Genomic DNA, 26,168 nt, shown 5'->3' on the forward strand with positions numbered 1-26,168 from the left:
CTCCTTCTAGCTAAAGCTACTACCACTTCAAGCCTACATGTTCATTCATTTCTCTATATGCAGTGTCAATCCGTACCTTGGTTTCTTCATCTAACATGTCACGGTGAGTACCACCCTCGATGAAATCCTCCAAGATATAAGTCTGATATAGATAATTTGGATAACCTTCTGGTGAATAGGTTCCCTTATGTATACGATTAACCCAAGTTGGATGAGCTTGCGCTGTAACAATAATAGTTTTACCAGTTTCTTTCTTAATGCTTACGTCCATGAGAAGTCCACGCTCAGTCCATTTAGCGTTCGCCACATCTTGCATGGTTTCGATTCGTTGATTGGATAAGAAATTTCCCATAGAGTAAATAATGAGTTTTTTGTCCCCATCTTTTTCAACGGTTTCAGAAGGTTCAACAACGTGAGGATGACCTCCAAAGATAATATCAGCACCCCAATCAATCATCTTGTGATAGAGAACTTTTTGCTCTTCAGTCGGATCTAACTGGTATTCAACTCCCATCTGTGGCATGACAATGGTAATATCAGCTTCTTTTTCCGCACGCTCGATCTCTGCTTTCATCTTGACTTCATCCAAGTCAGACAAGTAATGATTGTAGTCTTCTTTAGAAATAGATTCCTCAATTCCATTGAAGCCGTATGAATAGGCTAAAAGAGCGATTTTGATACCATTAACTTCCTTAATCACTATTGGCGACTTGTCGCGAGATTTATGCGTATAAACACCAATTGGGGTTATACCAGCATTTTCGATAGTATCTACCGTTGAAATAAGACCACTTAACTGTGAATCAAGGATATGATTATGAGCCAGATCCAAAACATGATAACCAGCATCTTTGATGGCATCCATGACTTGAGGCGGAGCATTAAATAGTGGATATCCTGCCAGATAATGGTCTGGGCTTATAGTTCCTTCGAAATCACCGATAACCAAGTCTGCTTTTTTAAACCAGGGTTTAACGTATTCATAATTTTCATAAAAATCATAAGTCCCATCCTCTTTTTTGGCTGACATGTATACTATATCATGATAAAGCAAGTCACCATGAGCCATAATACGGGCAGTAGATTCCTGTTCTCCTTCTTTACTTTTCGTCTGCGGGCTAGACTCTTGGTGTGAGACACTTGGGTTACTACTTGTAAAGAAAATTCCTTGGAGACTTTCTGCAAATAAGGTTAGAGACATGGAGATTGCGACTACCGTCAATAAGACTACTATAAAAGTTGCATTCGTCCATTTGCGATAGTTCCTAAAAAATCTAACAGGGCCTAACTTTAGGAGAAAGCCTGATTGCTTTTTTCTTCTTCTACTACGTTTTTCCATCTGATTCCTCCTTACTTTTTTATGTAAGTCTTCTTTTTCTATTATACCATAGACAAGCTTGTATTTCATCTGAGGCTTGATAAATGGACAAACTTCTCTACTTTCTTTCTAAGGCTTTTTGTGTTATGATTGAATGGTAAGAAAAGGAGAGAGAACATGTCTGCTATAGAACGTATTACCAAAGCCGCTCATTTAATTGATATGAAGGATATTATTCGCGAGGGGAATCCTACTCTTCGAGCCGTTGCTGAAGAAGTTACTTTCCCACTTAGTGATCAGGATATCATTCTAGGAGAAAAGATGATGCAATTCCTCAAACATTCTCAAGACCCCGTTATGGCTGAAAAACTAGGACTTCGTGGTGGAGTTGGTCTTGCTGCTCCTCAATTGGATATCTCAAAACGCATCATCGCTGTTTTGGTACCTAACATTACCGAAGAAGGGGAAACTCCTCAGGAAGCCTACGATTTACAAGCCATTATGTACAATCCAAAAATTGTATCCCACTCAGTTCAAGATGCTGCTCTTGGTGAGGGAGAAGGGTGCTTGTCCGTCGACCGTAATGTCCCAGGCTATGTCATTCGACATGCCCGAGTTACAGTTGACTACTTTGACAAGAATGGTGAAAAGCACCGCATTAAGCTTAAAGGCTACAACTCGATTGTTGTCCAACATGAGATTGACCACATCAATGGCATTATGTTCTACGATCGTATCAATGAAAAAGACCCATTTGCCATCAAAGATGGTCTCCTCATTCTCGAATAAAGCAAATCCCGTTATAAGACGGGATTTTATGTTATAATAAACTCATGAAAACAAACGATATTGTCTATGGCGTACATGCCGTTACCGAAGCCCTCCTTGCAAATACTGGAAACAAACTCTATGTCCAAGAGGATCTAAGAGGTAAAAATGTTGAAAAAGTGAAGGAACTAGCTACTGAAAAGAAAGTTTCTATTTCTTGGACCTCGAAAAAATCCCTCTCAGAGATGACTGAAGGTGCTGTCCACCAAGGTTTTGTATTGCGTGTTTCTGAATTTGCCTATACAGAATTGGAACAGATTCTATCAAAGACCAGACAAGAGGAGAATCCTCTGCTATTGATTTTAGATGGCCTAACAGATCCTCATAATCTAGGTTCTATTTTGAGAACAGCTGATGCCACTAATGTCTCAGGGGTTATCATTCCCAAACACCGTGCTGTCGGTGTGACACCTGTTGTTGCCAAGACTGCGACAGGGGCCATTGAACATGTCCCAATCGCTCGTGTGACTAATCTCAGCCAAACCTTGGATAAATTGAAAGATGAAGGATTCTGGACTTTTGGAACTGATATGAACGGCACTCCATGCCACAAATGGAATACCAAAGGAAAAATCGCCCTTATCATCGGTAATGAAGGAAAAGGTATCTCAAGTAATATAAAAAAACAAGTGGATGAAATGATTACCATCCCTATGAATGGTCACGTCCAAAGCCTCAATGCCAGTGTTGCTGCTGCCATTCTCATGTACGAAGTCTTTCGAAATCGTCTATAAGAAAAAGTTTCCAATCAATGATTGGAAACTTTTTTAACTGTGTTCTGTAATATATTTATAGGCTTCTTGACCTGCAATAGCGCCATCTCCTACAGCTGTTGTAATCTGACGAAGATCTTTTTGACGTACATCTCCAACTGCAAAGATACCTGCACGAGCTGTTTTCATATTATTGTCTGTCACAATCCAACCTGCCTCATCTTGGATTTGCAAGTCTTTAGCAAAATCACTAACAGGATCTAAACCGACATAGACAAAGACACCGCCAAAAGCTTGATTTGTCACTTGACCAGTCTTAACATTTTCAATCAAAACTGACTCTACGCGGTTTTCACCCTTAATTTCTTTGACGACAGAATCCCATATGAATTTGATTTTTTCATTAGCAAAGGCACGGTCCTGTAAAACTTTTTGAGCACGAAGTTCATCACGACGGTGAACGATGGTTACAGATTTAGCAAATTGTGTCAAAAATATAGCTTCTTCAACTGCTGAGTCTCCGCCACCTACGACTAGCAAGTCTTGGTCACGGAAGAATGCACCATCACAGACTGCACAGTAAGAAACTCCTCGGCTATTGAGTTCTTCCTCACCTGGAACTCCCAAAAGACGATGTTTTGATCCTGTTGCTACAATAACTGTACGGGTTTCAAAAACTTGGTCATCAGTTATTATCTTCTTAATGCCTCCATGGTCCTCAATATTTTCTACCAAACCATACAGATGTTCAACTCCAAGATTTTCCAATGGCTCAAACATCTTTTCAGCCAACTCAGGTCCACTTATATTGGTATAACCTGGGTAGTTTTCAATATCAGAAGTATTATTCATCTGACCGCCAGGAAGACCACCTTCGAGTAAAGCAACTTTGAGATTGCTACGTGCCGCATACAAAGCAGCAGTCATGCCCGCAGGTCCTGCACCAATAATAATAGTATCGTACATTGTTTTTCCTTCTTTCTCGTTGTAACTATCTTTAGTCTAACTAATTACCTGGAATTTGGCAAGTATCAAGCCTTTAGGACAATCAAGATGCTCATTGTCGCAAAGGATAATACTGGAACTATCAAAACTCCAATCATGATCATATCATACAAGTGGGCTTGACGAGCCTTGGCTGTTTTATCAACACCTACAAGAGCTCTTAGACCGATCCAAAAACCTAAGCCGAGCAAAACAAGTAGCATTGTGATAACTAAACTCTCCAGATACAAGGCAAATATTTGTAGGAGCATGCTCTCTCTCATTTCTAACAATTTTAAAGACTAAACCCAGCTAGCTTGGCCAACTGAGTTTTTCTTATCTTCTATTATATCAAATATAGGTCCGTTTGTAACTAGCAAAGAATTCTTTTGTTCGTTCTTCTTTAGGATGATTGATAATTTCATCTGGTGTTCCTGATTCAATGATTTTTCCTTTGTCCAAAAACAAAACCTTATCAGCTACCTGAGAAACAAAAGACATATCGTGACTGACTAAAATCATAGTCTGACCAGATTTGGCTGCATCAGCAATGGACTTCTCAACTTCACCGACCAATTCAGGGTCGAGAGCTGACGTTGGTTCATCTAAGAGTAAGACATCTGGCTTCATAGCTAGGGCACGCGCCAAGGCAACCCTTTGTTTTTGACCACCTGATAAATGACGTGGATAATGTTGCTCACGGTCAGACAATCCAACCTTGGCTAGTTCTTCCTTGGCAATTTTAGTTGCTTCTCCATCGGATAATTTCTTAACGACAAGCAAACCTTCCTTGACATTATCCAGAGCAGTTCTACGTTCAAATAGGTTGAACTGCTGGAAAACCATGGATAATTTACGACGTAGAGTCAAGATTTCCTCTTGACTAATCTTTGAAAAATCAACTGCAAAATCATCAATCTGAATAGAACCACTATCAGGAGTTTCAAGGTAGTTGAGACTACGTAAAAAAGTTGATTTCCCAGCCCCTGAAGAACCAATCAAGGCAACGACTTCTCCTTTTTGAATATCTAAGTTCAGATGGTCTAAAACGGTTTGACCTGAAAAGGATTTGCTTAAATTTGAAATTTTAATCATTAGCGAAGCTCTCCTTTCACATCTGTCTCAACATTATCTGGTGCTGTAATAGCCATTTTTCTTTCAATGAAACGGCCAAGATTTTCAATAACGATATTTACCACCCAGTAGACAAGGGCAACTGAGATGAAACGTTCAAAGTAACGATAGTCTGCACCACCCAAAATCTGAGCTTGAGCAAAGACTTCTACAACACCTGCACTAAAGGCTAGAGAAGTTCCTTTTGTCAACCCTATTAAAGAATTAATCAAGGTTGGTGTTGCCACAACCGCCGCATTTGGAATGATCACTCGACGATAAACTTGTCCACGAGTCATGCCAAGACTTCGAGCTGCCTCAATCTCCCCAGGGTTGACTGAAAGGATAGCTGCACGGATGGTTTCACTAGCATAGGCTGCTTCGTTAAAAGCAAATGCTACAATCGCAAATGTTGCTGCAGGAATAGCATTAATGTTCAGAGAAGTTCCCCATTGTTGATTCAAGGCTTTCAGAGCTAGTGGAATCCCGTAATAAGTCAACATCAGTTGGACTAAAATTGGGGTTCCTTTTAGGAAACTAACAAAAAAGGCTTGTAATGGGTATATAAATCTAACTCGGTTGATTTTCACGATAGCAAAGATTAGGGCTAGCATGATACCAAAAAGGGCACCAAATACCGTCAACATCAATGTTGTAGGTAATTGCTGTACAATTCTTGGAATCCCATCAAAAACCGAACGCCAACTAAAAAGTTTGCCATCTGGGATATATTGCATCAAATTTTGATACCAATCAGATGCTAAAATCGTTGTAACATTCATAGAAACATCCTCTCAAGATAATGATTCATTCTATCATACTTATGCTCTAATTAAAAATATTTGCTACGAGCATATCAGACTTCATCTACCTTCTAGTTTATCATACTTTAAAAGTGGGAGGTTATATATTTTATCTATCAAGGAGATAGAAAAAAACTAATTCAAATCCAAGTCCTTGTATGTCTTACGGTAGCCAATTTGTTTTACAAGACCATTTTCAACTAGTATTGGACGTTTTAACAGCATACCATCACTGGCCAAGAGTTTGGCTGCTTCTTTGTTTGACAATGTTCCAACCTTATCTTTCAATCCGAGTTCACGATATTTGATACCACTAGTATTGAAAAATTGCTTCAATTCAAATCCCGAAGTTTCGAGCCAGTTTAAAATGACCTTTTCACTCGGAGTCTCTTCAACGATATGAACGTCTTTATATTCTAGTCCAAGTTGATCTAATTCTTTCTTAGCTTTTTTACAAGTTGTACATTTTGGATATTCGATAAATTCTAACATTTTTTCTCTTTCTATTTTTTATTTTCTTGATAACTTGCACCTTCATGCCTCAAGAGCCAAGCCTTCTTTTCGAGTCCCCAAGCATAACCTGTCAGACGTCCTCCAGCACCTAGCACACGGTGACAAGGTACAAGGATAGACCAGGGATTGCGACCTACTGCTCCTCCGACTGCTTGAGCAGAAGCCACCTGCAAGTCCTTAGCTATTTGCCCATAAGTAACTGTCTGACCAAAAGGAATTCCTCGCAAGTAGTTCCAGACTCTTTTTTCAAAGTCACTACCGACAGGAGCTAAAGGTAATCCAGATAAGTCTTGATCTTGCCCCTTAAAATAAGTCTCTAAATAGGAAGTAATTTGATTTAAAATGGGATGACTTTCAACAACAGTCACATCATTTTCAGATAATCCCTTCTCAAAATCGCTCTCTTCTTCAATCCATATCCCAAACAAATAGTGGTCATCTGCTACCAGAGATAGGGGGCCAATCGGTGACTTGTATAGTATCTTTGCATACTTCTTAGGCATTTGATTTTAATTTTTGATAGGCCAAGCGTTCCCCGTCTACTGGAACTTTACCAACCTGTTTGAATCCAAGTTTTTCAAAGATATGCTGCATGGCTATGTTTTTAGCGTGTGTATCTGAACGAAAATCTAGGTAATCGAAGCCTTCAATCAAGCCTTCTAAAAAGGTCTGAGCAACACCTTGACCTTGCGCGTCTCTAGCAACAGCAATACGGTGAAATACTAAGTATTCTGCTTCATTTCCCTCCCAGTTGCCATCATAAATTGCTTCATAAGCTTTTTCTGGGCTTTTAGTCACTGCTGCATAGGCTAAGAGGTCACCTTCGTCTAGGGCTACATAAGCTTGACCAGAGATGATATCTTCAATAATGATATCTGCATCTGGGTAGCCGTTTTGCCACTGAGTGCTACCAGCTTCTGCCAAATATTTCTTGGCTCCCTCAATCACTTGCATAATTGCATCAACTTCGTTTGGAAAGGCTAAGCGAATCTCCATCATTCATCCTCTTTTCATACTATTTCTCTCATCATAGCATAAATTATTTCTTTCTACAAGCACTTGAAACTTGACTTTCTATTTTTGTTATTCTATAATCTAGTTATTAAAACTAGATAAAAAGGAGTTAGAAATGAATTTTAGTTTTTCCTACCCAAAATGGGAAGAAATTCCAAATATCGACCTTTACCTAGACCAAGTCTTACTTTATGTCAATAAAGTATGTGAACCTATCTCATCAAAATCTGACAAAGGCCTAACTGCTTCTATGGTCAATAACTATGTGAAACACGGCTACCTGACAAAACCTGATAAGAAAAAATACCAACGCCAGCAAATTGCCCGCTTGATCGCCATTACAACGCTTAAGTCTGTCTTTTCTATTCAAGAGATTGCTCAAACACTCAATACTCTGCAAACTGAGACTAACTCAGAGCAACTCTATAACGCTTTTGTAAACTATATGAACGAAGGGATTGACCCAGAAAATTCCATTATTCAAAGTAGTTGTCAAACTATTAAACTCTATCATCAAACTTTGGCTCTCATTAAGACGGAATAGAAGGAGGAAAATCAATGAATACCAGCTTAAAACTTAGTAAAAGACTCAGTTTCGGAGAGGAAGTTGCCAACAGTGTAACCCATGCTGTAGGGGCCTTTATCATGCTCATTCTACTTCCCATTTCATCAACTTATAGTTATGAGGTACATGGTCTCTTATCATCTATCGGTGTCTCCATTTTCATCATCAGTCTTTTTCTCATGTTTCTTTCTTCTACCATTTATCATTCCATGGCCTATGGGTCAACACATAAGTATGTGCTCCGTATCATCGATCACTCCATGATTTATGTTGCCATCGCAGGTTCCTATACCCCGGTGGTTTTAACCCTGATGAATAATTGGTTTGGTTATCTCATTATTGCTATCCAATGGGGGACAACTATTTTCGGTATTCTTTATAAAATCTTTGCCAAGAAGGTCAATGAAAAATTCAGCCTCATCCTTTACCTCATCATGGGATGGCTTGTATTGGCTATCTTACCAGCAATCATCAGTCAGACAAGTTCAATGTTTTGGAGTCTTATGGTTTCAGGAGGTCTGTGTTACACCGTAGGAGCAGGATTCTACGCCAAGAAAAAACCATACTTCCACATGATTTGGCATCTCTTCATTCTAGCAGCCTCTACTCTCCAATACATTGCTATTGTTTATTACATGTAAAAAAGAAGGTGGGAAAAATCCCAACCTCTTTTTTTATTTACACAAATTGATAAAGTACTGATGCAGACGAAGATCATTTGTCAATTCAGGATGAAAGGAGGTTACCAGCATATTTTTTTCTTGTGCCGCAACGATTTGATTGTTCACAATCGCTAGAACATCAACATCCTCAGCAACACTACTGATAATTGGACCTCGGATAAAGGTCATTGGAATTTTACCAACGCCCTTGCAGTCAGCTTCTGTATAAAAGCTTCCTAGCTGACGTCCATAGGCATTGCGCTCTACTACTATATCCATGGTCGCTAGATGGATTTTCTCTTGAGAAGTGATTTGTTTTGCTAGCAAAATTAAACCCGCACAAGTTCCAAAGACTGGTAAACCATTGAGAATAGCCTCTCTTATAGGAAGTAGCATCTGCTGATCTCGCAACAGTTTCCCCATGGCCGTTGACTCACCTCCTGGCAAAATCAAACCTGATAGCTCACTTCGATGTTGCTGAAAATCTTCTAGGTTTCGCAGTTCAATACTTTCAACTCCTAGTTGAGCAAGCATTTTCTCGTGTTCTACAAAGGCACCTTGCAAGGCCAAGATTCCGATTTTCATCTATTTTCCTCGCTCCGCCATGAGAATTTGGATTTCATTCTCATTGATACCAACCATGGCTTCTCCCAAGTCTTCCGAGATTTGAGCCAGAATTTGAGGATTCTGATAGTTGGTAACAGCCTTGACAATTGCTGCTGCACGTTTAACAGGATCACCTGACTTGAAAATTCCTGAGCCAACAAACACACCTTCTGCACCTAGCTGCATCATAAGAGCAGCGTCCGCTGGTGTTGCAACGCCTCCAGCTGCAAAGTTAACAACTGGTAATTTTCCATTTTCGTGGACATATTGAACTAATTCTACAGGTACTTGGAGTTCTTTTGCAGCAACATATAACTCGTCCTCACGGAGGTTTTGAATGCGGCGGATTTCTTGATTCATCATACGCATATGACGAACCGCCTGAACAATATCTCCTGTTCCTGGTTCTCCTTTTGTACGGATCATAGAAGCTCCTTCAGCGATACGGCGCAAGGCTTCTCCTAGGTCTTTAGCACCACAAACAAAAGGAACTTGAAATTCTTTCTTGTCCACATGGAAACGATCGTCAGCTGGAGATAGAACTTCGCTCTCATCAATATAGTCAATCTCGATAGCTTCTAAAATCTGAGCTTCAACAAAATGCCCAATTCGAACCTTAGCCATAACTGGAATGCTGACTGCTTCTTGGATTTCCTTAATCATCTTTGGATCACTCATGCGAGAGACACCACCCGCTGCACGAATATCAGCTGGGATTCGTTCCAAAGCCATAACTGCTGCCGCACCTGCAGCCTCAGCAATTCTTGCCTGTTCAGGATTTTGAACATCCATGATGACGCCACCCTTAAGCATCTGTGCTAAATTCTTATTTAATTCATAACGATTTTCAGTCATTTTTTTCATCCTCAATAGTTGTATTGGTAGCTACAGTTTTATTGTAAGGTATAAAAGACTTCATAACAAGATAAAATAAATCGATTTGTCCGGGTACAATTATCACTAACAAAAAAAGCACCCGCATAGGGGTACTTTTTATTTCTTTGATCTTTTAATGCTTTTCACTAGATAAAATAGATATCCTGAAATCATATAAGCAACAAAGATAGTTGCTGCCCATTTAAAGACAAAGCCCCAACCATGTTTTGTAGCATTTAAAAAGAAATAAGGGAAGGGACTATCCTTAGCATTAGGGACATCCATCTTTAGAACAAAACCGTTTAAAAGGGCAAAAATCATATAAAGCAAAGGAAGGCTAGTCCAAAGCATGGGATCAACTAACTTATATTGACGACTCTTATCAAAAATAATTGTATCTGCTAAAAACCAGAGAGGGACAATATAATGGCAAAGGAAATTTTCCAAACGGTAAAAATCTGTCGTCAAAGGAGCTAGCATGAAATGATAGATGACACAAGTAATCATAATACTCATAGTGACGCCACCTTTGAGACGTAGAATACCAGGACTCTGCCAACTATCACCTCCACTACGCATCTTTAACAAAAGATAAGCTGTAAAAAGTACAACCAAAAGGTTAGAAAGTACTGTATAGTAAAGCAACATCCCTAAACCACCGCGTTTGGTGATCTCCAAGTATACACCGGTAAAGGCTGCTATAAATAAAAAGATACGACTATAAAATATTACTTTTTCATTTTTAATCATGATTAAATCTTCTTCACAAATTCTGATTTTAGCTTCATAGCTCCAAACCCATCAATCTTACAGTCGATGTTATGGTCACCCTCAACGATACGAATATTCTTAACACGTGTCCCTTGTTTGAGATCTTTTGGAGCACCCTTAACCTTTAGATCTTTGATTAAAGTTACTGTGTCTCCATCAGCTAATTTATTACCATTAGCATCAATAGCGACGACACCATCTTCTACTTCCGCTTGGTCAGCTGGATTCCACTCGTAGGCACACTCTGGGCAGATGAGCAAGGTACCATCTTCATATACATATTCTGAATTACATTTTGGGCAATTTGGTAAATTATTCATATTATCTCCTAAAAAAATGATTGTTTGAATGTCAAATTTTATTAACAGGACCTATTATACCTTAAAATCAGACATTTGACAAATAGCAATAAAAACCGATTAACCAAGATTTTGGTTAATCAGTTATAAATTCTGATTATAAATGTTTTTGAGCTTCTAGCTTAATCTTGTCAACAACCTCTTGAATGCTCAGTCCAGTTGTATCCAAGTAAATAGCGTCTTCAGCTTGTTTGAGTGGTGACGTAGCTCGATGACTATCCTTGTAATCACGCGCCGCAATCTCCTCTTTCAAGGTTTCCAAATCAGTTTCAATGCCCTTAGCAAGATTTTCCTTGTAACGACGTTCTGCACGCTCGTCCACTGATGCCACGAGAAAAATTTTCAGTTCAGCCTTTGGTAAAACTACAGTACCGATATCGCGCCCGTCCATAACAATGCCACCTTGTTGAGCAATTTCTTGTTGGAGAGCGACCAATTTTTCACGAACTGCAGGAACTGCTGCAAAAGAAGAAACTGCATTGGTCACAGTATTTTCTCTAATAGGATGGCTGACATCCACATCTCCTACATAGACAAGCTGTTGTCCATCCTCAGAACGCCCAAAACTAATCGGATATTGATCCAATAAATCAAGAACTTGAGAAGCTTCTTCTGGACTAATTTGGTGCTGCAAGGCAATGTAGGTTGCCGCTCGATACATAGCCCCTGTGTCTAGATAGGTATAACCTAAGTCCTTAGCAATTATTTTAGCTACAGTACTTTTTCCACTTGAAGCCGGACCATCAATCGCAATCTGAATTGTTTTCATCTTTGCTCCTATCTTGTTTTAAGAACATCACCAGGATTTGCAAACCAAGATCCCGTAGACATATGAGAAGGATTTAAAGCTTCAAGCTGAGCAATAGAGATTCCAGCACGAGCTGCAATAGCTGCTTCCCCTTCTCCCGCTAAAACAGTAATTGTTCCTTCGGCATCGGTATGTTCTTCTGTACGCGTTTTTTCAGTAGTCTCGGCAACAGTAGTTTCTGTCACTGATGTACTAGTAGTCGTAGTAACTTCCTCAACTTTTGGAGCTGAAGCATCATAGAAATCTTTCAAAGATGCTGTTCGATCACTACCTCCTGATGATAAATAAACCAATACAACAATCATCCCAAGAACAATTACAAAGAAAATGGCTGCCAAAATTGTTAAAATACGGTTTGCGATAACTCCCGTTCCTTTTTTATTGCGATTTCGACGCTCTGTTCTTGTCTCTTCTTCTTGATTTTCATAAATATCTTCTTGCCATGGTTCTTTTTCCATACCCTACTCCTTGAGTTTTTCTTATTTTCTTATTACAATATAAATATGAAAATCACACTTATACCTGAACGTTGCATAGCTTGTGGGCTATGCCAGACTTATTCTGAAATATTCGATTACCATGATAATGGAATCGTCCGTTTTTATGATAATCCTGACCAGTTAGAGAAAGAAGTTTCTATAACTGATGACCTACTAGAGGCTGTTAAAAACTGCCCTACACGTGCACTAATTAAAGATTAATTCTTATTATTTGTGGAGAAACACTGTCTTTATTCCACTCCCTCTAGTTTAGCATATTTTTCTAGAAAATTATAGTATTTTGAGAGACAATTTATCAATTTTTCTTTAGACTTTCTTGCCCCTTAAAAGAAAGAGTTGCTTTTTCTTCTAGTGAACCAAAAACCAAAAAAAGAGGAGATTCTTCCTCTTTTTTTCATCTTGTTTTCAGGATTCTAGTCTTCAAAACCATTTGGATGTTGACTTTGCCAACGCCATGCATCTTCACACATTTCAGTAATACCAAGTCCTGCTTCCCATCCTAGTTCTTCCTTAGCTTTTGCTGGGTCTGAGTAGCAAGCTGCGATATCACCAGGACGGCGTTCAACAATGCGGTAAGGAATTGGGTGTCCGACTGCTTTTTCCATATTTTGGATAATTTCAAGAACTGAGTAGCCTTTTCCTGTACCAAGGTTATAGATATTGAGTCCTGAGCCTTTTTGAAGCTTCTTAAGGGCTGCAACGTGTCCTTTGGCTAAATCAACGACGTGGATATAGTCACGAACACCTGTTCCATCTTCTGTATCGTAATCATCTCCAAAGACTTGAACTTGTTCCAACTTACCAACTGCGACTTGTGTTACATATGGAAGAAGGTTATTTGGAATACCGTTTGGATTTTCACCCAAATCACCGCTCTCATGGGCACCGATTGGGTTGAAGTAACGCAGTAAAACAACGTTCCACTCTGAATCTGCTTTATAGATATCTGTTAAGATTTCTTCCAACATGAGCTTAGTACGACCATATGGGTTGGTAGCTGAAAGTGGGAAATCTTCTAGGATTGGGACAGTATGAGGATCTCCGTACACTGTCGCTGAAGAACTGAAGATGATATTCTTGCAGTTATTTTCTTCCATTGCTTTCAAAAGGCTCACTGTACCAGCAATGTTGTTATCATAGTAGGCAAGTGGGATACGTGTTGACTCACCAACTGCCTTCAAACCTGCAAAATGGATGACTCCTGTAGGTTCTTCCTGTTTGAAAATATCACGAAGCGTATCCGTGTCTCGGATATCAGCTTCATAAAAAGGAATCTCTACTCCGGTGATTCTTTCTACTACTTCTAGGCTTTTACGGCTACTGTTGACTAAGTTATCTACGACAACAACTTGATGACCAGCTTGGACCAGTTCAATGACAGTGTGAGTACCGATAAATCCTGCACCACCTGTTACCAAAATCTTTTCTTGCATATTTTTTCCTCAATTCTTTACTTGTTTTTCCTATTTTACCATTTTTACAAGGGGATGTCATTTGCAATCCCAATATCTTCGTAAAAAGGAAGTAAAAGCAAATCTTTCCCTATTTTTGTTTAACATATTTATCAATCGGGTAATCATTTGGCTCTAGCTTTCCAGTTCTTCCTTGAATTAATTCAGCCAAATGATAACCAATAAGTGGACCAGTTGTAAGACCCGATGAGCCCAATCCACTTGCTGCATAAACTCCTGTCAGACCTGGAACCTGTCCAAAGAATGGAGAGAAATCACTGGTATAGGCTCGGATTCCAACACGTTCCCCAGCAGAAACTGCTTCTGCCAATACTGGATAGTTAGGCAAGACTGCTTCTACCATTTGATGGAGCAAATTTTCATCGACCGTCAGATCAAATCCTTTGTCATTTTCATGAGTAGCACCTAAGGATAATTTACCACCAGCAAAAGGAATCAAATCCCATTCACCTTCAGGCATCACAACTGGAAAGTCAGCCATATCTTGGCTTACTTGATAGTCTCGCAGTTGTCCCTTTTGTGGACGGACATCTACCTGATAGCCTAGTGGTTCCAAAATTTGACTCAACCATGCTCCAGTCGCTAAAATTACATAATCGTATACACTATCGCCAATCTGGTAACCCAATGCTAAGGGTGTCAGACTGACCTTTTCGCTAACTACTTTAACTTGACTCGCTTCTAGTAGACGTGACACCAAGACTTGCCCATCCACCCGAGCTCCACCAGAAGCATAAAGTAATCTCTCAAATCCCTCTAGACCAGGAAATAAGTTACTTGCAGTCGCTTGATCTAAAATGGCTAATTCCCCAATCAAGGGAGATTCATCTTTACGTTGCAAGGCTAGTTTATAGAATTCCTCTAGTTTGGATTCATCTTTTTTAAGAAGAAAGACTCCTGAACGCTGGTAAAAATCAACTTTTTGACCGGATTTCTCTAAGTCAGCTAATAAATCCACATAGAAGTCTGCTCCCAAGCGTGCCATCTTGTACCAAGCTTTATTACGACGTTTAGAAAACCAGGGACTGATGATTCCCGCTGCCGCCTTGGTCGCCTGTCCTAGTCCATGGTCAAAGACAGTTACTTCCACATCAACTTCTTTTGAAAGATAGTAGGCAGCCGTTGCCCCTACAATTCCTGCCCCTACAATGGCAACTTTTTTCATACTTACACCTTCTAACTAGATGTGGTGGAATGGATTTGTGGACGCTTGACTTGCGATAACTTCTAGCGACCAAGCATTTTCTTTCTGCCATTCGTTCAAGAGCGCTGCTATTTTTTGAACAAAGAGAATTTCAATATAATGCCCAGGGTCCAGAGCTAACAGGCCATCTGATAGCATGTCCTGAGCAGTATGGTAATAAATATCACCAGTGATATAGACATGAACTCCTTTAGCTAAAGCATCTTGATAGAATGATTGACCACTTCCACCACAAATGGCAACTCTAGAAATTTCTTTTTTCAAATCACTCTCTTGATAATGGACCATCCGCAGACTATCAAGGGCAAAGACTTCCTTAACCCGACTAGCAAATGTTTCAAAGGTTTGAGGTCGGATACTTCCGATACGCCCAATGCCTCGTTCAGGACCTGTTTCCTGCAGATAAGTTGTATTCTCAATACCTAACATCTGGCAGAACCAGTCATTGAGGCCATTTTCAACAATATCAATATTGGTGTGACTGACGTAGACTGCTATATCATGCTTAATCAAATCAATGTAAATCTGATTTTGGGGACGGCTGGCTACCAAGTCCTTGATAGGACGGAAGATAGGCGCGTGTTTGACGATAATAAGATCCACATCTTTTTCAATAGCTTCAGTCACTGTTTCCTCACGAATATCAAGGGCAACCATAACCCTTTTAATATCCTTGTCTAAGGTACCTATTTGCAGTCCCCGACTATCTCCTTCCATTGAAAATTCCTGGGGGCAAAAGGCTTCATAGCGTTTAATCACTTCACTTGCTTGCATGGAGAACCTCCTTAATTGCTTGAATTTTATCAATCAGAATCTGACGCTCCGCCAGATTTTTTTCTGGGATTTGATCGAGTGCATACTCTAGTTTCCCAGCTTCTTTTTGCCATTTTTCTACAAATACTGGACTAGCTTCTTGTGATAGGAAAGGCCCAAAACGAACTTCACTAGCTGATAGGTTCATGGTCCCAGCTTCAACAACTATGATTTCATAATATTTTCCTGCTTCCTCTAGGATACTCTCAGCAACAATCTGGAAACCGTGGGCTTGTAGCCAAACCCGCAACTCATCTTCGCGATTGTTGGGTTGAAGAATCAAGCGATTCACACTAGATAGCTTGTCCAAACCTTCTTCCAATATAGTAGCGATTAAGCGCCCCCCCATCCCTGCGATGGTAATAGTTGATACTTGGTCAGTTTCCTCAAAGGCTGCTAAGCCATTAGCTAATCTAACTTGAATTTTATCTACCAAGCCGTGGGTTTCAACATTTTTTACGGCAGATTGATAGGGACCTACTACCACTTCACCAGCTATGGCACGTTCAATTTTTCCACTTTCTACCAACTCAATGGGTAGATAAGCGTGGTCACTCCCCACATCTAATAAAATAGCTCCTTGAGGAACAAAAGAAGCTACTATACTCAATCTTTTTGAAATCATCTTCTCTCACTTTCAACGTAACTTTAACTCTTATTATACCATATTTTAAGCTTCAATCTTTAGCAAAAAAGACCGCAATCAAAGGATTGCAGTCTTGCATTATTTCCGAATTGGATAACGATTTGAAAGAATAAATAAAATGATAAAAATAGCCATCATGGTCAGATAAACCGGGACAGTTTTAGCTGTTAAACTTGAAATTTCCAAGAGTTTTTGAGTGGTTGGGAATAGAGCTGTCGCAACAAAACCTCCAACTGACCAAACGATTAAGAGTATTCGCCAGATATTGAATGGCAGACAAGCTCTGACTACTGACATAAAACCAATTGATGCTAGTAAATAATAGAGTAGGGTTCCTGTCTCGACTTCTGACCAGCCTTGGCTAGACCCAAAAATTTTCACAAATAAAACACTAAAGACTACCATAAGGGCACTTGGTAGCGCACGAAGCATAGATTTTCTGAGGAAATCTTGCTCAACAGGTTTGATATTGCGCTCAAAGGTTAGCACAAATGGAGGGAAACCTTCTACAAACTGGTCAATCATAGTAATCTGAATCGGGATAAATGGGAAAATCAAAATCCATTCAGTTCGCCCCAACAGGGCACTGGCAATACAAATAATGGACAACAAGAATGAATAGATGGTCTTAATCAAGAAAATCGGCGCAATGTGGGCTATATTATTGACCACACGACGACCTTCGAAGAGAATCTCAGGAACATCATTGAAGTCTGAGTTCAAAAGGACCAAATTTGCAATCTGACGAGTCGCTGGGTCTCCTTCAGCCATCACAATCGAACAGTCAGCCTCACGAAGGGCAAGAATATCATTAACACCATCTCCCGTCATAGCTGTTGTATGTCCTGCTTTTTTCAGAGTTTGAATGATTAATTTCTTTTGATAAGGGGACACTCGACCGAAAATCGCAGTCTCCTCAGCCATAGCAATCAATTCTTCATCCGTAATTTTTGAACAGTCGACATAGCTCTCATAATCTACAAAACCAGCTTTCTGAGCAATACTTGATACCGTGACAGGATTATCTCCAGAGATGATCTTGAGACCTACTTCTTGTGAACGGAGATAGTCTAGGGTTTCTGCTGCTCCCTCTCGAATAGGATCTAATATTTCAAGAAGGGCCAAGGCTTGAATATCAGATGGTTTCTGAGGTTTGGCATAGTCTAATTTTTCTTGACTAAGAGCCAAAACTAAGACCCGTGAACCACGTTCTAAGCCTGCTCTTGCTTCTTTCACTTCTTGGTCTAGCAACATTTCTGGAGCACCAAGGAAAATAGTCCCAAGCCCCTCCATCTCCATAGCACCCCACTTACGGTCACTTGAGAAAGGGATACTAGACAAGACGGTATAACTTGCTTGACCTTGAAAACCTTGGCGAATGGCTTGGGCAGTTGGATTTTTATCCTGGCTGTTTGCCATATAGCTCGTTAATATGCTAGCAATAGCACTCTCATCATAAGTCTCTGTTAAAGGGATTAGAGTATCTACCTTCATTTTCCCTTGGGTAATGGTACCTGTCTTATCCAGACAGAGCATATCCACACGGGCCAAAGTTTCGACAGAATACATTTCTTGTACCAGAACCTTCTTTAGCCCCAGTTTGATAACAGCTGTCAAAAGAGAGGTGATGGTTAGGAGGGCAATTCCCTTAGGCAACATCCCCAAAAGAGCTGTAGATGAATTAACTACAGATGACTTTAGTGGTAACTCCTTTAAAATTAAGGCTTCTAGTAAAAGTGCCACACCAAAAGGAATAATAATTTTTCCGGTAAAACCGGCTAAACTATCTAGCGATTTCATAATCCGAGAATTGATTGGTTTAACCGTCTTGGCCTCTAACATAAGCTTGGCAGCATAATTATCTGCTCCAACATGATTGACCTTGGCAAGTACAGAACCACTGGCGAGAAAACTCCCTGATAAGAGTACGGCCTCAACTTCCTTTTGGACCAAATCACTCTCACCAGTCAGCATAGCTTCATTGACTTCTGCAAAACCTTCTAGAACGATAGCGTCACTGGGAATCTGTTCACCAGCCGACAAGCAAATAATATCATCCAAAACGAGCTCTTCAGGATCCAGAGCTATTTCTTGGCCGTCCCGGATAGTTTTTACCTTTTCCTTGGTTAGGAGATTGAGCTTATCAACCATATGCTTGGCGCGGAGCTCCGTCACAATCCCAGAAAAAGCATTAAAACAGATAACCGCAAAGAAAACTAGATTACTCCAAGCCTGTACAAAGGCTAGAGCAAGAGCAATGGCAAAGTTCAAGGCATTAAAGAGGGTAAAGACATTTCGTTTGATAATTTGCCAAGTGCTGGTACTGGCTGAGGCTTTAAAATCATTAACCTGGCCTTGTGCTTGGCGTTCCCTAACTTGAGATTGGGTTAATCCCATTAATTTATTTTTTTCCATAAATTCTATCATATCATTTTTTTAAGAATTATTCTATTTTATCCCCAATACCCAATCTTCTCCTCATAAAAATGTTTGCCTGTCAAGCCCTGATAAGGTATAATAATAGAAAGCAAACTGAAGGAGACATCATGTTTTATACTTATCTACGTGGGCTGGTTATATTGATTCTCTGGTCAATCAACGGTAACGCCCATTATCACAATACCGATAAAATCCCTAATCAAGATGAAAACTATATTCTAGTAGCTCCCCATCGTACTTGGTGGGACCCTGTCTACATGGCCTTTGCAACCAAACCCAAACAGTTCATTTTTATGGCTAAAAAGGAGCTATTTTCAAATCGTATCTTTGGCTGGTGGATTCGTATGTGTGGTGCTTTTCCTATTGATAGGGAAAATCCCAGTGCTTCAGCTATCAAATATCCAATCAACGTCCTCAAAAAAAGCGATCGCTCTCTCATTATGTTCCCAAGCGGTAGTCGTCATTCTAATGATGTCAAAGGTGGGGTAGCTCTGATTGCTAAAATGGCCAAGGTCCGTATCATGCCTGTCACTTATACTGGTCCTATGACTTTAAAAGGCCTTATCAGTCGAGAACGTGTTGATATGAATTTTGGAAATCCTATTGATATCTCTGATATAAAGAAAATGAATGATGAAGGGATTGAAATAGTAGCAGACCGTATCCAGTCAGAATTTCAACGTTTGGACGAAGAAACTAAGCAATGGCATACCGATACAAAACCAAATCCTCTCTGGTGGTTTATCCGTATCCCTGCCCTTATCCTAGCTATTATCATTGGTATCCTTACCATTATTTTTAGCTTTATCGCAAGCTTCATTTGGAATCCAGATAAAAAACGTGAAAAACTTCAACAGAATTAAAAGAGCTCAAGGTATCAACCTTGAGTTTTCTATTTTAGCTCTCGCATGATTTTTAAAACCTGTATCTTATTGACAAAATTATCTATCTATAGTATACTTTTTAGGTAAGCTGATTTAGCTCAGTAGGCAGAGCGCATCCATGGTAAGGATGAGGTCGCCGGTTCGATCCCGGCAATTAGCATCATCTATCCGCCCCTGATTTAGGGGCGGATTTTTCTTGACATTTTCTTGACCTTATAGTAGAATAGTCTCTGCGATGAGTCGATAAGTAGCGATAGCTACTATTGAGCATAAGGAGGTCATAACGCAGGAGCGGACCTTGAGAAATTGTGTGAACCGATTTCTCACATGGAGATGCCTCTCAGGCTTTCTGGTTTTACCAGAAAGTTTTTTTATTGTCTTAAAATCTCCTTCAATCAACCATTGAGCTAACAAGGATTCTTAATAAAAAAAACCTATCACATCAAGTGATAGATTTTTTACTTTTAGATTAACGTACTGTACGGATACGCATTGTGTTTGTACGAACAGCTTCACCAAGAGGCACACCTGCAACAATAATCATATCATCACCAGATTGAACCAAACCTTGTTCAACAGCAATTTTCTCAGCAAGATCAAACATGTCGTCAGTGTTTGATGGACGGTCAGTAGTTACAGGAATAACACCCCAGTTCAACATCAATCCACGTTGTGTCAATTCGTCAAATGTGATAGCTAAGATATCAGCATCAGGACGATATTTAGAAATCAAACGAGCTGTGTGACCTGTCTTAGTAATGGTTACAATCAATTTGATGTTCATTGAACTTGTTGCATCTTTAACAGCTGATGCCATAACTTCTGTCTTAGAGTTACGTTTAAATGAATGTGAATCTAAACGACCATACTCTTTAAGAAGAGCTTGAGCATTCTTGTCAATGGTAGCCATTGTTGTTACAGACTCAAGTGGGTATTTACCATTTGCAGACTCACCTGAAAGCATTGTAGCGTCAGTTCCGTCAATAACAGCGTTAAATACGTCTGATACTTCTGAACGAGTTGCACGTGGTTTTTCAGTCATTGTTTCAAGCATGTTGGTTGCAGTGATAACCACTTTACCAGCAGCATTCACTTTAGTGATGATTATTTTTTGGTAAACTGGAACCATTTCGAATGGCACTTCGATACCCATGTCACCACGAGCGATCATGATACCATCAGCAGCTTCAATGATTTCGTCCAAGTTATCGATACCTTGTTGGTTTTCAATTTTAGCGAACAATTGAACGTGACCGTTACCAGTTTCTTCACAGATAGCACGAACTTCGTCAACGTCTTTTGCAGTACGTACGAATGAAATCGCGATGAAGTTGATACCTTGTTCCAAACCGAAGCGGATATCAGCATTATCACGTTCAGCAAGTGCTGGGAAAGGAATTTTAGTGTTTGGGATGTTCACACCTTTCTGCTTAGCAATAATACCGTCATTTTCAACAACTACTTCAAATTCACGAGTTTCATCGTCTTTAGCGAAAATACGAAGACCCAATTTACCATCGTCAACTAAGACTTGATGACCAACTTCAACATCATCGTAGATATCAAGACCACCAGCAACGTTCAAAGCAATGACTTCACGAGTTGATTTGATTCCTTGTTTAGTAGCAACACGGATCTTTTCACCAGTCTTGTATGAGTACTCTTTAGCATCGCCTTCGAACAATTCAGTACGGATTTCTGGACCTTTAGTATCGAGAAGGAAACCAACTTTTTTACCTGCAAGTTTTTCTGCGAGTTTAACAGTTGCCATACGGTCACCTTGTTCTTGGTGGTCACCGTGTGAGAAGTTGAAACGGAAAGTGTTTGCTCCAGCTTCGATCAATTGAGCAATGTTTTGTGCTGATGCTTCAACATCTAATTTTTCACCCCAGTATCCATCATCACCAAATTTTTTACCACCACGGATTTCTACCGCAGGACCTAAGGTTGCAACGATTTTTACACGTTTGTTCATGATTTTGTGACTCCTTTATATAATTCGACCTTTTATGGTCATTTTACCAGATTAGTTAAAGTTGATTATGACAAGCTCTTGTTCAAGCCAGATAGTTCAACATCAGCTTTATGAGGGTTATTAACAACAATCTTACCGTCTGATGTCAAGCTGAACAAAGCACCTTCTTCTGCTGTTCCAAGAATTGGATTTTCAACCATTTTCTCGTTACGAATACCGACAGCAACACCACCGATTCCTTGTTTAAGGAGTTTAACAGCGTGTGCGCCCATACGAGATGCCAATACACGGTCACGAGCAGTTGGTGAACCGCCACGTTGGATGTGACCAAGTTCTGTGACACGAAGGTCACTTGTATCGCCAGCTTCTTTTAGTTTTTGACCAAATTCAGCTGCTGACATGACACCTTCTGCTAAGACAATAATGTTGTGTTTTTTACCGTGTTCATATCCAGCTTTGATGCTTGCTACGATATCTTCAAATTTGAAGCCTTCTTCAGGGATGATGATTTCGTCAGCACCTGTTGCAATACCTGCCCAAAGAGCGATATCACCTGCGTTACGTCCCATTACTTCAACAACGAAAGTACGACGGTGACTTGATGATGTATCACGAATCTTATCGATTGCATCCATAGCAGTTGTTACTGCAGTGTCAAATCCGATTGTAAAGTCAGTACCTACGATATCGTTATCGATTGTTCCAGGAAGTCCGATAGCAGGGAATCCATGCTCAGTCAGGCGCATTGCTCCATGGTAAGAACCGTCTCCACCAATAACAACAACACCTTCAATTCCGTGTTTCTTCAACTGCTCGATACCTTTAAGTTGACCTTCAAGTTGTGCAAACTCAGGATAACGAGCTGAGTGTAAGAAAGTACCACCACGTGAAATGATATCTCCAACTGAAGCAGCCGTAAGTGGATAAATTTTACCAGCAACCATACCAGCATATCCATCATAAATACCAAATACTTCCATGCCTTCTGAGATTGCTTGACGAACTACCGCACGGATGGCAGCATTCATTCCTGGGGCATCTCCTCCACTTGTTAAAACAGCAATACGTTTCATCTAGTTTTTGCTCCTTTTTTCTTTTAACATTCTTTCTGATTATATCATAATTAGAATGAAAATTCTCTTATTTTCCGTAATTTTTAGTGATAAATCGTTTTCATAACAATCTCTTTCAAAGATTCCTGTAAAGCTAAGTCTTTAGCAACAAAATAGCCTGAAGCTAAAATAGTTTGTTGTTCTTTTTGGTAGCGAATTACAACAGGGATCTTCCCTTTATATTGATTTAAAATTTCATAAATCTCTTGATCATGATCATGGTTTTCTACCTGAATCCAGAAGCGTTCACTTACCGCTTCTTTCAAATCGTTTAAAATTAACTGGAGACGACCGTCTCTTTCTTGAACCTTCCCGTTTATATAATAAAATTTTCCTTCATGTAAATCGTCTTTCAGTTGACGATATTGATTTGCAAATACAGTGACTTCAATTTTGGTCTTACTATCACTAACTTTTAGGAAAGCCATATTTTCCCCATTTTTGGTACGAATCACACGAATGGACTGTATCTCAACTAAGACCGTAGTTACCTGTCCTTCGGACAACTCAGTCAAGCTGGTAATTGGATACAAGGCATTCTTGGCTAAAACTAAAAGAGGATGCTGGCTGATCCCTACTCCGAGCCATTCTTGTTCTTTCTGGAACTTTTCAGCTTCTGTGTAGTCTTCCGTCTGTGTCCAGCTGTAACTGCTATCTGCAAATAGACTACCTAATTCCTCTACAAAGACAAATAAAGTTGGTAAGTTGTCGAGTATTTTTTTTCGATTTTTCTCAAAACTATCAAAGAGACCAATCTCAACTAGAGGGGTTAAAAGACTTAATTTTTGATAGTTTTGGGGTAAGCAGGTAATGAAGTCTTCTACATTTTTAAATGGACGATTATCCAAAATCCAGTAAGCAAAATCACGAGGTATTCCTTTAATAGTCTTTAAACCTAAGTGGATGGTCGTATCTGCCAACTTATCCTGATATGGCACTGTATTGATAGACAACGGAGCAATCTTAAAGCCCATTTCAAGTGCATCAACAATGTAGTCATTACTTGAATAGTTTAGCATAACTTGATAAAAGACAGCTGGATAATGGGTCTTGAAATATGCCAGTTGAAAAGCCAAAGCAGCATAGGCATAGGCATGGGAACGGTTAAAGCCATAACCCGCAAATTTCTCCATTACAGCAAAGACTTCTTGAGCTTGTTCTTGTCCGTGCCCTTTTTCGAGTGCACCTTGAATGAAACTATCTTGCATTTGATGCATCTCAGCTGCATTCTTTTTCCCCATGGCCCGTCGTAAAATATCGGCCTTACCAAGACTAAAACCAGCATAACGCTGAGCTACTTGCATAACTTGTTCTTGATAAAGCATGATGCCATAGGTTGGGGCTAAAATATCTTCTAGCACAGGATCAAGCACGGTCACTTTTTCTTTGCCATGTTTTCTGCCCACAAAGTTATCTATATAGTCACTCGCACCTGGTCGGTTCAAGGAAGTCGTCGCCACTACTTCTTCAAAGTTTTGTGGCTTCACTCGTTTCAATAAGCGTATAGCTCCAGGTTGCTCAAACTGAAAGATTCCCTTGGTCTTACCAGCTGCAAAGAGTGCTAAGGTTGCCTTATCTTCAAGATCAATATCCCCAATTCTTAGTGAAATACCTTGAGTTTCATATAAGAGCTCCTGCATTTTTTGAGCGAATGTTAAGTTTCGTAGACCCAAGAAATCCATCTTGAGCAAGCCATTTCCTTCAACTCCATGCGCATCATATTGGGTAATCAGCATATCCTCTCCATACTTGAGAGGAATGTAGTCTGTTAGATTTTTATCACTAATAACGACTCCAGCAGCATGAATGGAAGTCTGTCGTGGATAGCCTTCTATCTTTTTGGCAATAGAGAAGGCCTTTTGATACTCAATCTTACTTTGAATGAGTTGTCTAAAGCCTAGATTTCCTTCATAGGCTGTCGTCAGAGTATCTTTAGGACCAATTTTTTTGGTTATGGATGTCAACTCATACTCGGGAACACCATACCGTTTAAAAACATCTCGGATAGCCTGTTTGGCACCAAAAGTCGAGTAGGTGACTATCTGAGCAGCGTGAATACTACCATAACGGTCACGAACATAGCGGATAAATTCAGGACGATAGATATCTGGAATATCAATATCAATATCTGGCATGGTGTAACGTTCACGATTCAAGAAACGCTCAAAGATAAGATTTTTAGCTACAGGATCAATACCAGTGATATCTAAGGCATAGGCCACTAGACTTCCAACTGCAGATCCACGTCCCATCCCCATATAATATCCTTGAGAACGACCGAAACGTAAGAGGTCCCAGACAACCAAGAAATAGTCATCGAATCCCATATCATGAATCACTGATAACTCTTCTTCTAAACGAGCCTGATAAACCTGATTCCATAATCCTTTCTGTTCCAATCCCTGAATCGCTCTTCCCCGAAGTTCTTCAACAGCGGGTCTCTCTGGATTAAAACGTGGAAGCTTGAGACTACTATCAATCTCGTAGGAAGTTTCCTTAATCAATCTTGCAAGGTTATCCAGTGCAATTGGGAACTTCTCTAGAAAAAACTGTTCAAGACGGTCAGCCGGTAAAAATAAGCCCTGTTGAGATTGAACATCAACCTCTCTCAAAGTCACGTTCTCTTTAATCGATTTAAGCATCTGTAGAACTTCTAAATCCTCAGACTCGAAAGAGTTAACACGATAAAGAGGGAGAATGGGGTGAGAAAAATTCGACTGAGGAGTATCTGGATACACTCCGATATAGTAGTTATGCCCTAAGTCCAAGGAATCAATTTCAGGATAGTAAGGAACAATGACACCAATATCTTCAAGGTAGGAAGAGAAATCAGCCCATTCTTTTTTACCTGTCATCTTCAGAGATGATATCTTCATAAGGTTTCGATAACCATGGTTTGACAGGGCTAGAAAACGTAGATTAAACACATCTTCTTTATGATGAACTGTCATTTCAAGACCTAGGAGTGGTTGAATACCTTGTTTTTGACATTCTGTAATAAAGTAATAAGCTCCATAAAGATTATCAACATCCATCATCCCAAGTGATGAATAACCATATTCTTTTCCTAAAGCAACATACTTTTCAATAGAAACCATACTTTCCATAAAACTGTAGACTGTTTTTGTATCTAGTTGAGCAATCACTCTTTATCACCTCCCTTAATCTCTTTATATTATACCATTTTAGA

The 26,168-nt window shown here is 39.7% G+C and carries 28 protein-coding genes and 1 tRNA gene; 7 read left to right on the forward strand and 22 right to left on the reverse strand.

What is annotated here, in order from left to right; all coding sequences use genetic code 11:
- Window positions 1-19 precede the first annotated feature (19 nt).
- Window positions 20-1,339 carry a CapA family protein gene (locus QM941_RS07025; protein ID WP_414339929.1) on the reverse strand — a complete coding sequence of 440 codons (1,320 nt, stop codon included), beginning with the start codon at window positions 1,337-1,339 and terminating at the stop codon, window positions 20-22.
- Window positions 1,340-1,495: 156 nt separating this feature from the next.
- On the opposite strand from QM941_RS07025, the gene def reads away from it, so the two are divergent.
- Together def and rlmB are read left to right on the forward strand one after the other, a co-directional pair.
- Window positions 1,496-2,107 carry a peptide deformylase gene (gene def / locus QM941_RS07030; RefSeq protein WP_414339930.1) on the forward strand — a complete coding sequence of 204 codons (612 nt, stop codon included), beginning with the start codon at window positions 1,496-1,498 and terminating at the stop codon, window positions 2,105-2,107.
- Between the two features lie 44 nt (window positions 2,108-2,151).
- Window positions 2,152-2,880, forward strand: coding sequence for a 23S rRNA (guanosine(2251)-2'-O)-methyltransferase RlmB (rlmB, locus tag QM941_RS07035; protein ID WP_414339931.1), 729 nt, complete (start codon window positions 2,152-2,154; stop codon window positions 2,878-2,880).
- Window positions 2,881-2,913: 33 nt separating this feature from the next.
- Here rlmB and trxB read toward each other — a convergent pair whose 3' ends face one another.
- From trxB to QM941_RS07070, 7 genes are all read right to left on the reverse strand, one after another.
- Complete coding sequence (trxB, locus tag QM941_RS07040; RefSeq protein WP_414339932.1) at window positions 2,914-3,825, reverse strand: thioredoxin-disulfide reductase; 912 nt, start codon at window positions 3,823-3,825, stop codon at window positions 2,914-2,916.
- Between the two features lie 65 nt (window positions 3,826-3,890).
- Window positions 3,891-4,115 (reverse strand): DUF4059 family protein, encoded by a 225-nt coding sequence (locus tag QM941_RS07045; protein ID WP_414339933.1) that lies wholly within the window; start codon window positions 4,113-4,115, stop codon window positions 3,891-3,893.
- 79 nt (window positions 4,116-4,194) lie between these two features.
- Window positions 4,195-4,938 (reverse strand): amino acid ABC transporter ATP-binding protein, encoded by a 744-nt coding sequence (locus QM941_RS07050; RefSeq protein WP_414339934.1) that lies wholly within the window; start codon window positions 4,936-4,938, stop codon window positions 4,195-4,197.
- Window positions 4,938-5,738 (reverse strand): amino acid ABC transporter permease, encoded by an 801-nt coding sequence (locus QM941_RS07055; protein ID WP_414339935.1) that lies wholly within the window; start codon window positions 5,736-5,738, stop codon window positions 4,938-4,940. The genes QM941_RS07050 and QM941_RS07055 overlap by 1 nt, the downstream gene beginning before the upstream one ends.
- A 156-nt stretch (window positions 5,739-5,894) precedes the next feature.
- Complete coding sequence (locus tag QM941_RS07060) at window positions 5,895-6,251, reverse strand: Spx/MgsR family RNA polymerase-binding regulatory protein (RefSeq protein WP_045615511.1); 357 nt, start codon at window positions 6,249-6,251, stop codon at window positions 5,895-5,897.
- An 11-nt stretch (window positions 6,252-6,262) separates the two neighbouring features.
- Window positions 6,263-6,775 carry a methylated-DNA--[protein]-cysteine S-methyltransferase gene (locus QM941_RS07065; RefSeq protein WP_414339936.1) on the reverse strand — a complete coding sequence of 171 codons (513 nt, stop codon included), beginning with the start codon at window positions 6,773-6,775 and terminating at the stop codon, window positions 6,263-6,265.
- Window positions 6,768-7,268, reverse strand: coding sequence for an N-acetyltransferase family protein (locus tag QM941_RS07070; protein WP_414340074.1), 501 nt, complete (start codon window positions 7,266-7,268; stop codon window positions 6,768-6,770). The genes QM941_RS07065 and QM941_RS07070 overlap by 8 nt, the downstream gene beginning before the upstream one ends.
- A 133-nt stretch (window positions 7,269-7,401) precedes the next feature.
- On the opposite strand from QM941_RS07070, the gene QM941_RS07075 reads away from it, so the two are divergent.
- Both QM941_RS07075 and trhA read left to right on the forward strand, forming a co-directional pair.
- Window positions 7,402-7,830, forward strand: a complete 429-nt coding sequence (locus tag QM941_RS07075) for a DUF1836 domain-containing protein (protein WP_414339937.1) — start codon at window positions 7,402-7,404, stop codon at window positions 7,828-7,830.
- 14 nt (window positions 7,831-7,844) lie between these two features.
- A complete protein-coding gene (gene trhA / locus QM941_RS07080; protein ID WP_414339938.1) occupies window positions 7,845-8,492 on the forward strand; it encodes a PAQR family membrane homeostasis protein TrhA in 648 nt (215 codons plus the stop codon).
- A 33-nt stretch (window positions 8,493-8,525) separates the two neighbouring features.
- Here the strand turns inward: trhA and pdxT are convergent, their stop codons facing one another.
- The 6 genes from pdxT to QM941_RS07110 all read right to left on the reverse strand — a co-directional run bounded on the left by pdxT (window position 8,526) and on the right by QM941_RS07110 (window position 12,391).
- Complete coding sequence (gene pdxT, locus QM941_RS07085) at window positions 8,526-9,098, reverse strand: pyridoxal 5'-phosphate synthase glutaminase subunit PdxT (RefSeq protein ID WP_414339939.1); 573 nt, start codon at window positions 9,096-9,098, stop codon at window positions 8,526-8,528.
- The gene (pdxS, locus tag QM941_RS07090) at window positions 9,099-9,974 is read right to left on the reverse strand and encodes a pyridoxal 5'-phosphate synthase lyase subunit PdxS (RefSeq protein WP_004253907.1); all 876 of its coding nucleotides are present in this window, start codon (window positions 9,972-9,974) and stop codon (window positions 9,099-9,101) included.
- Between the two features lie 138 nt (window positions 9,975-10,112).
- On the reverse strand, window positions 10,113-10,745 hold the full coding sequence (locus tag QM941_RS07095; RefSeq protein ID WP_414339940.1) for a Pr6Pr family membrane protein: 633 nt from the start codon (window positions 10,743-10,745) through the stop codon (window positions 10,113-10,115).
- Window positions 10,746-10,747: 2 nt separating this feature from the next.
- On the reverse strand, window positions 10,748-11,086 hold the full coding sequence (locus tag QM941_RS07100; protein WP_414339941.1) for a zinc ribbon domain-containing protein YjdM: 339 nt from the start codon (window positions 11,084-11,086) through the stop codon (window positions 10,748-10,750).
- 136 nt (window positions 11,087-11,222) lie between these two features.
- Window positions 11,223-11,894 carry a (d)CMP kinase gene (gene cmk, locus QM941_RS07105; protein WP_414339942.1) on the reverse strand — a complete coding sequence of 224 codons (672 nt, stop codon included), beginning with the start codon at window positions 11,892-11,894 and terminating at the stop codon, window positions 11,223-11,225.
- A gap of 8 nt (window positions 11,895-11,902) precedes the next feature.
- Window positions 11,903-12,391 carry an SAG1386/EF1546 family surface-associated protein gene (locus QM941_RS07110; protein WP_414339943.1) on the reverse strand — a complete coding sequence of 163 codons (489 nt, stop codon included), beginning with the start codon at window positions 12,389-12,391 and terminating at the stop codon, window positions 11,903-11,905.
- 45 nt (window positions 12,392-12,436) lie between these two features.
- Here QM941_RS07110 and QM941_RS07115 point away from each other — a divergent pair, with 45 nt between their 5' ends.
- A complete protein-coding gene (locus tag QM941_RS07115) occupies window positions 12,437-12,634 on the forward strand; it encodes a ferredoxin (protein ID WP_414339944.1) in 198 nt (65 codons plus the stop codon).
- Window positions 12,635-12,846: 212 nt separating this feature from the next.
- On the opposite strand, the gene galE is transcribed toward QM941_RS07115, so the two are convergent.
- The 5 genes from galE to QM941_RS07140 all read right to left on the reverse strand — a co-directional run bounded on the left by galE (window position 12,847) and on the right by QM941_RS07140 (window position 18,983).
- Window positions 12,847-13,866, reverse strand: a complete 1,020-nt coding sequence (galE, locus tag QM941_RS07120; protein ID WP_414339945.1) for a UDP-glucose 4-epimerase GalE — start codon at window positions 13,864-13,866, stop codon at window positions 12,847-12,849.
- 109 nt (window positions 13,867-13,975) lie between these two features.
- The gene (locus QM941_RS07125) at window positions 13,976-15,070 is read right to left on the reverse strand and encodes an NAD(P)/FAD-dependent oxidoreductase (RefSeq protein WP_414339946.1); all 1,095 of its coding nucleotides are present in this window, start codon (window positions 15,068-15,070) and stop codon (window positions 13,976-13,978) included.
- Between the two features lie 15 nt (window positions 15,071-15,085).
- Complete coding sequence (locus tag QM941_RS07130) at window positions 15,086-15,883, reverse strand: Nif3-like dinuclear metal center hexameric protein (RefSeq protein WP_414339947.1); 798 nt, start codon at window positions 15,881-15,883, stop codon at window positions 15,086-15,088.
- Window positions 15,870-16,547, reverse strand: a complete 678-nt coding sequence (locus tag QM941_RS07135; RefSeq protein ID WP_414339948.1) for a tRNA (adenine(22)-N(1))-methyltransferase — start codon at window positions 16,545-16,547, stop codon at window positions 15,870-15,872. Before QM941_RS07135 ends, QM941_RS07130 begins: the two co-directional genes overlap by 14 nt.
- Before the next feature lie 99 nt (window positions 16,548-16,646).
- Window positions 16,647-18,983, reverse strand: a complete 2,337-nt coding sequence (locus QM941_RS07140) for a cation-translocating P-type ATPase (RefSeq protein ID WP_414339949.1) — start codon at window positions 18,981-18,983, stop codon at window positions 16,647-16,649.
- A 131-nt stretch (window positions 18,984-19,114) separates the two neighbouring features.
- Between QM941_RS07140 and QM941_RS07145 the strand changes: the two genes are divergently transcribed.
- Together QM941_RS07145 and QM941_RS07150 are read left to right on the forward strand one after the other, a co-directional pair.
- Complete coding sequence (locus tag QM941_RS07145) at window positions 19,115-19,870, forward strand: lysophospholipid acyltransferase family protein (RefSeq protein ID WP_414339950.1); 756 nt, start codon at window positions 19,115-19,117, stop codon at window positions 19,868-19,870.
- Window positions 19,871-19,978: 108 nt separating this feature from the next.
- A tRNA-Thr gene (locus QM941_RS07150) sits at window positions 19,979-20,051 on the forward strand.
- A 309-nt stretch (window positions 20,052-20,360) separates the two neighbouring features.
- On the opposite strand, the gene pyk is transcribed toward QM941_RS07150, so the two are convergent.
- The 3 genes from pyk to QM941_RS07165 form a co-directional block, all read right to left on the reverse strand.
- Window positions 20,361-21,866 (reverse strand): pyruvate kinase, encoded by a 1,506-nt coding sequence (gene pyk, locus QM941_RS07155; RefSeq protein ID WP_414339951.1) that lies wholly within the window; start codon window positions 21,864-21,866, stop codon window positions 20,361-20,363.
- 65 nt (window positions 21,867-21,931) lie between these two features.
- Entirely contained in the window at window positions 21,932-22,939 is a 1,008-nt protein-coding gene (pfkA, locus tag QM941_RS07160) for a 6-phosphofructokinase (protein ID WP_414339952.1), read from the reverse strand.
- An 83-nt stretch (window positions 22,940-23,022) separates the two neighbouring features.
- Entirely contained in the window at window positions 23,023-26,124 is a 3,102-nt protein-coding gene (locus tag QM941_RS07165) for a DNA polymerase III subunit alpha (RefSeq protein ID WP_414339953.1), read from the reverse strand.
- Window positions 26,125-26,168: the final 44 nt, after the last annotated feature.

The organism is Streptococcus timonensis (assembly GCF_047460355.1).
Lineage (GTDB): Bacteria > Bacillota > Bacilli > Lactobacillales > Streptococcaceae > Streptococcus > Streptococcus timonensis_A.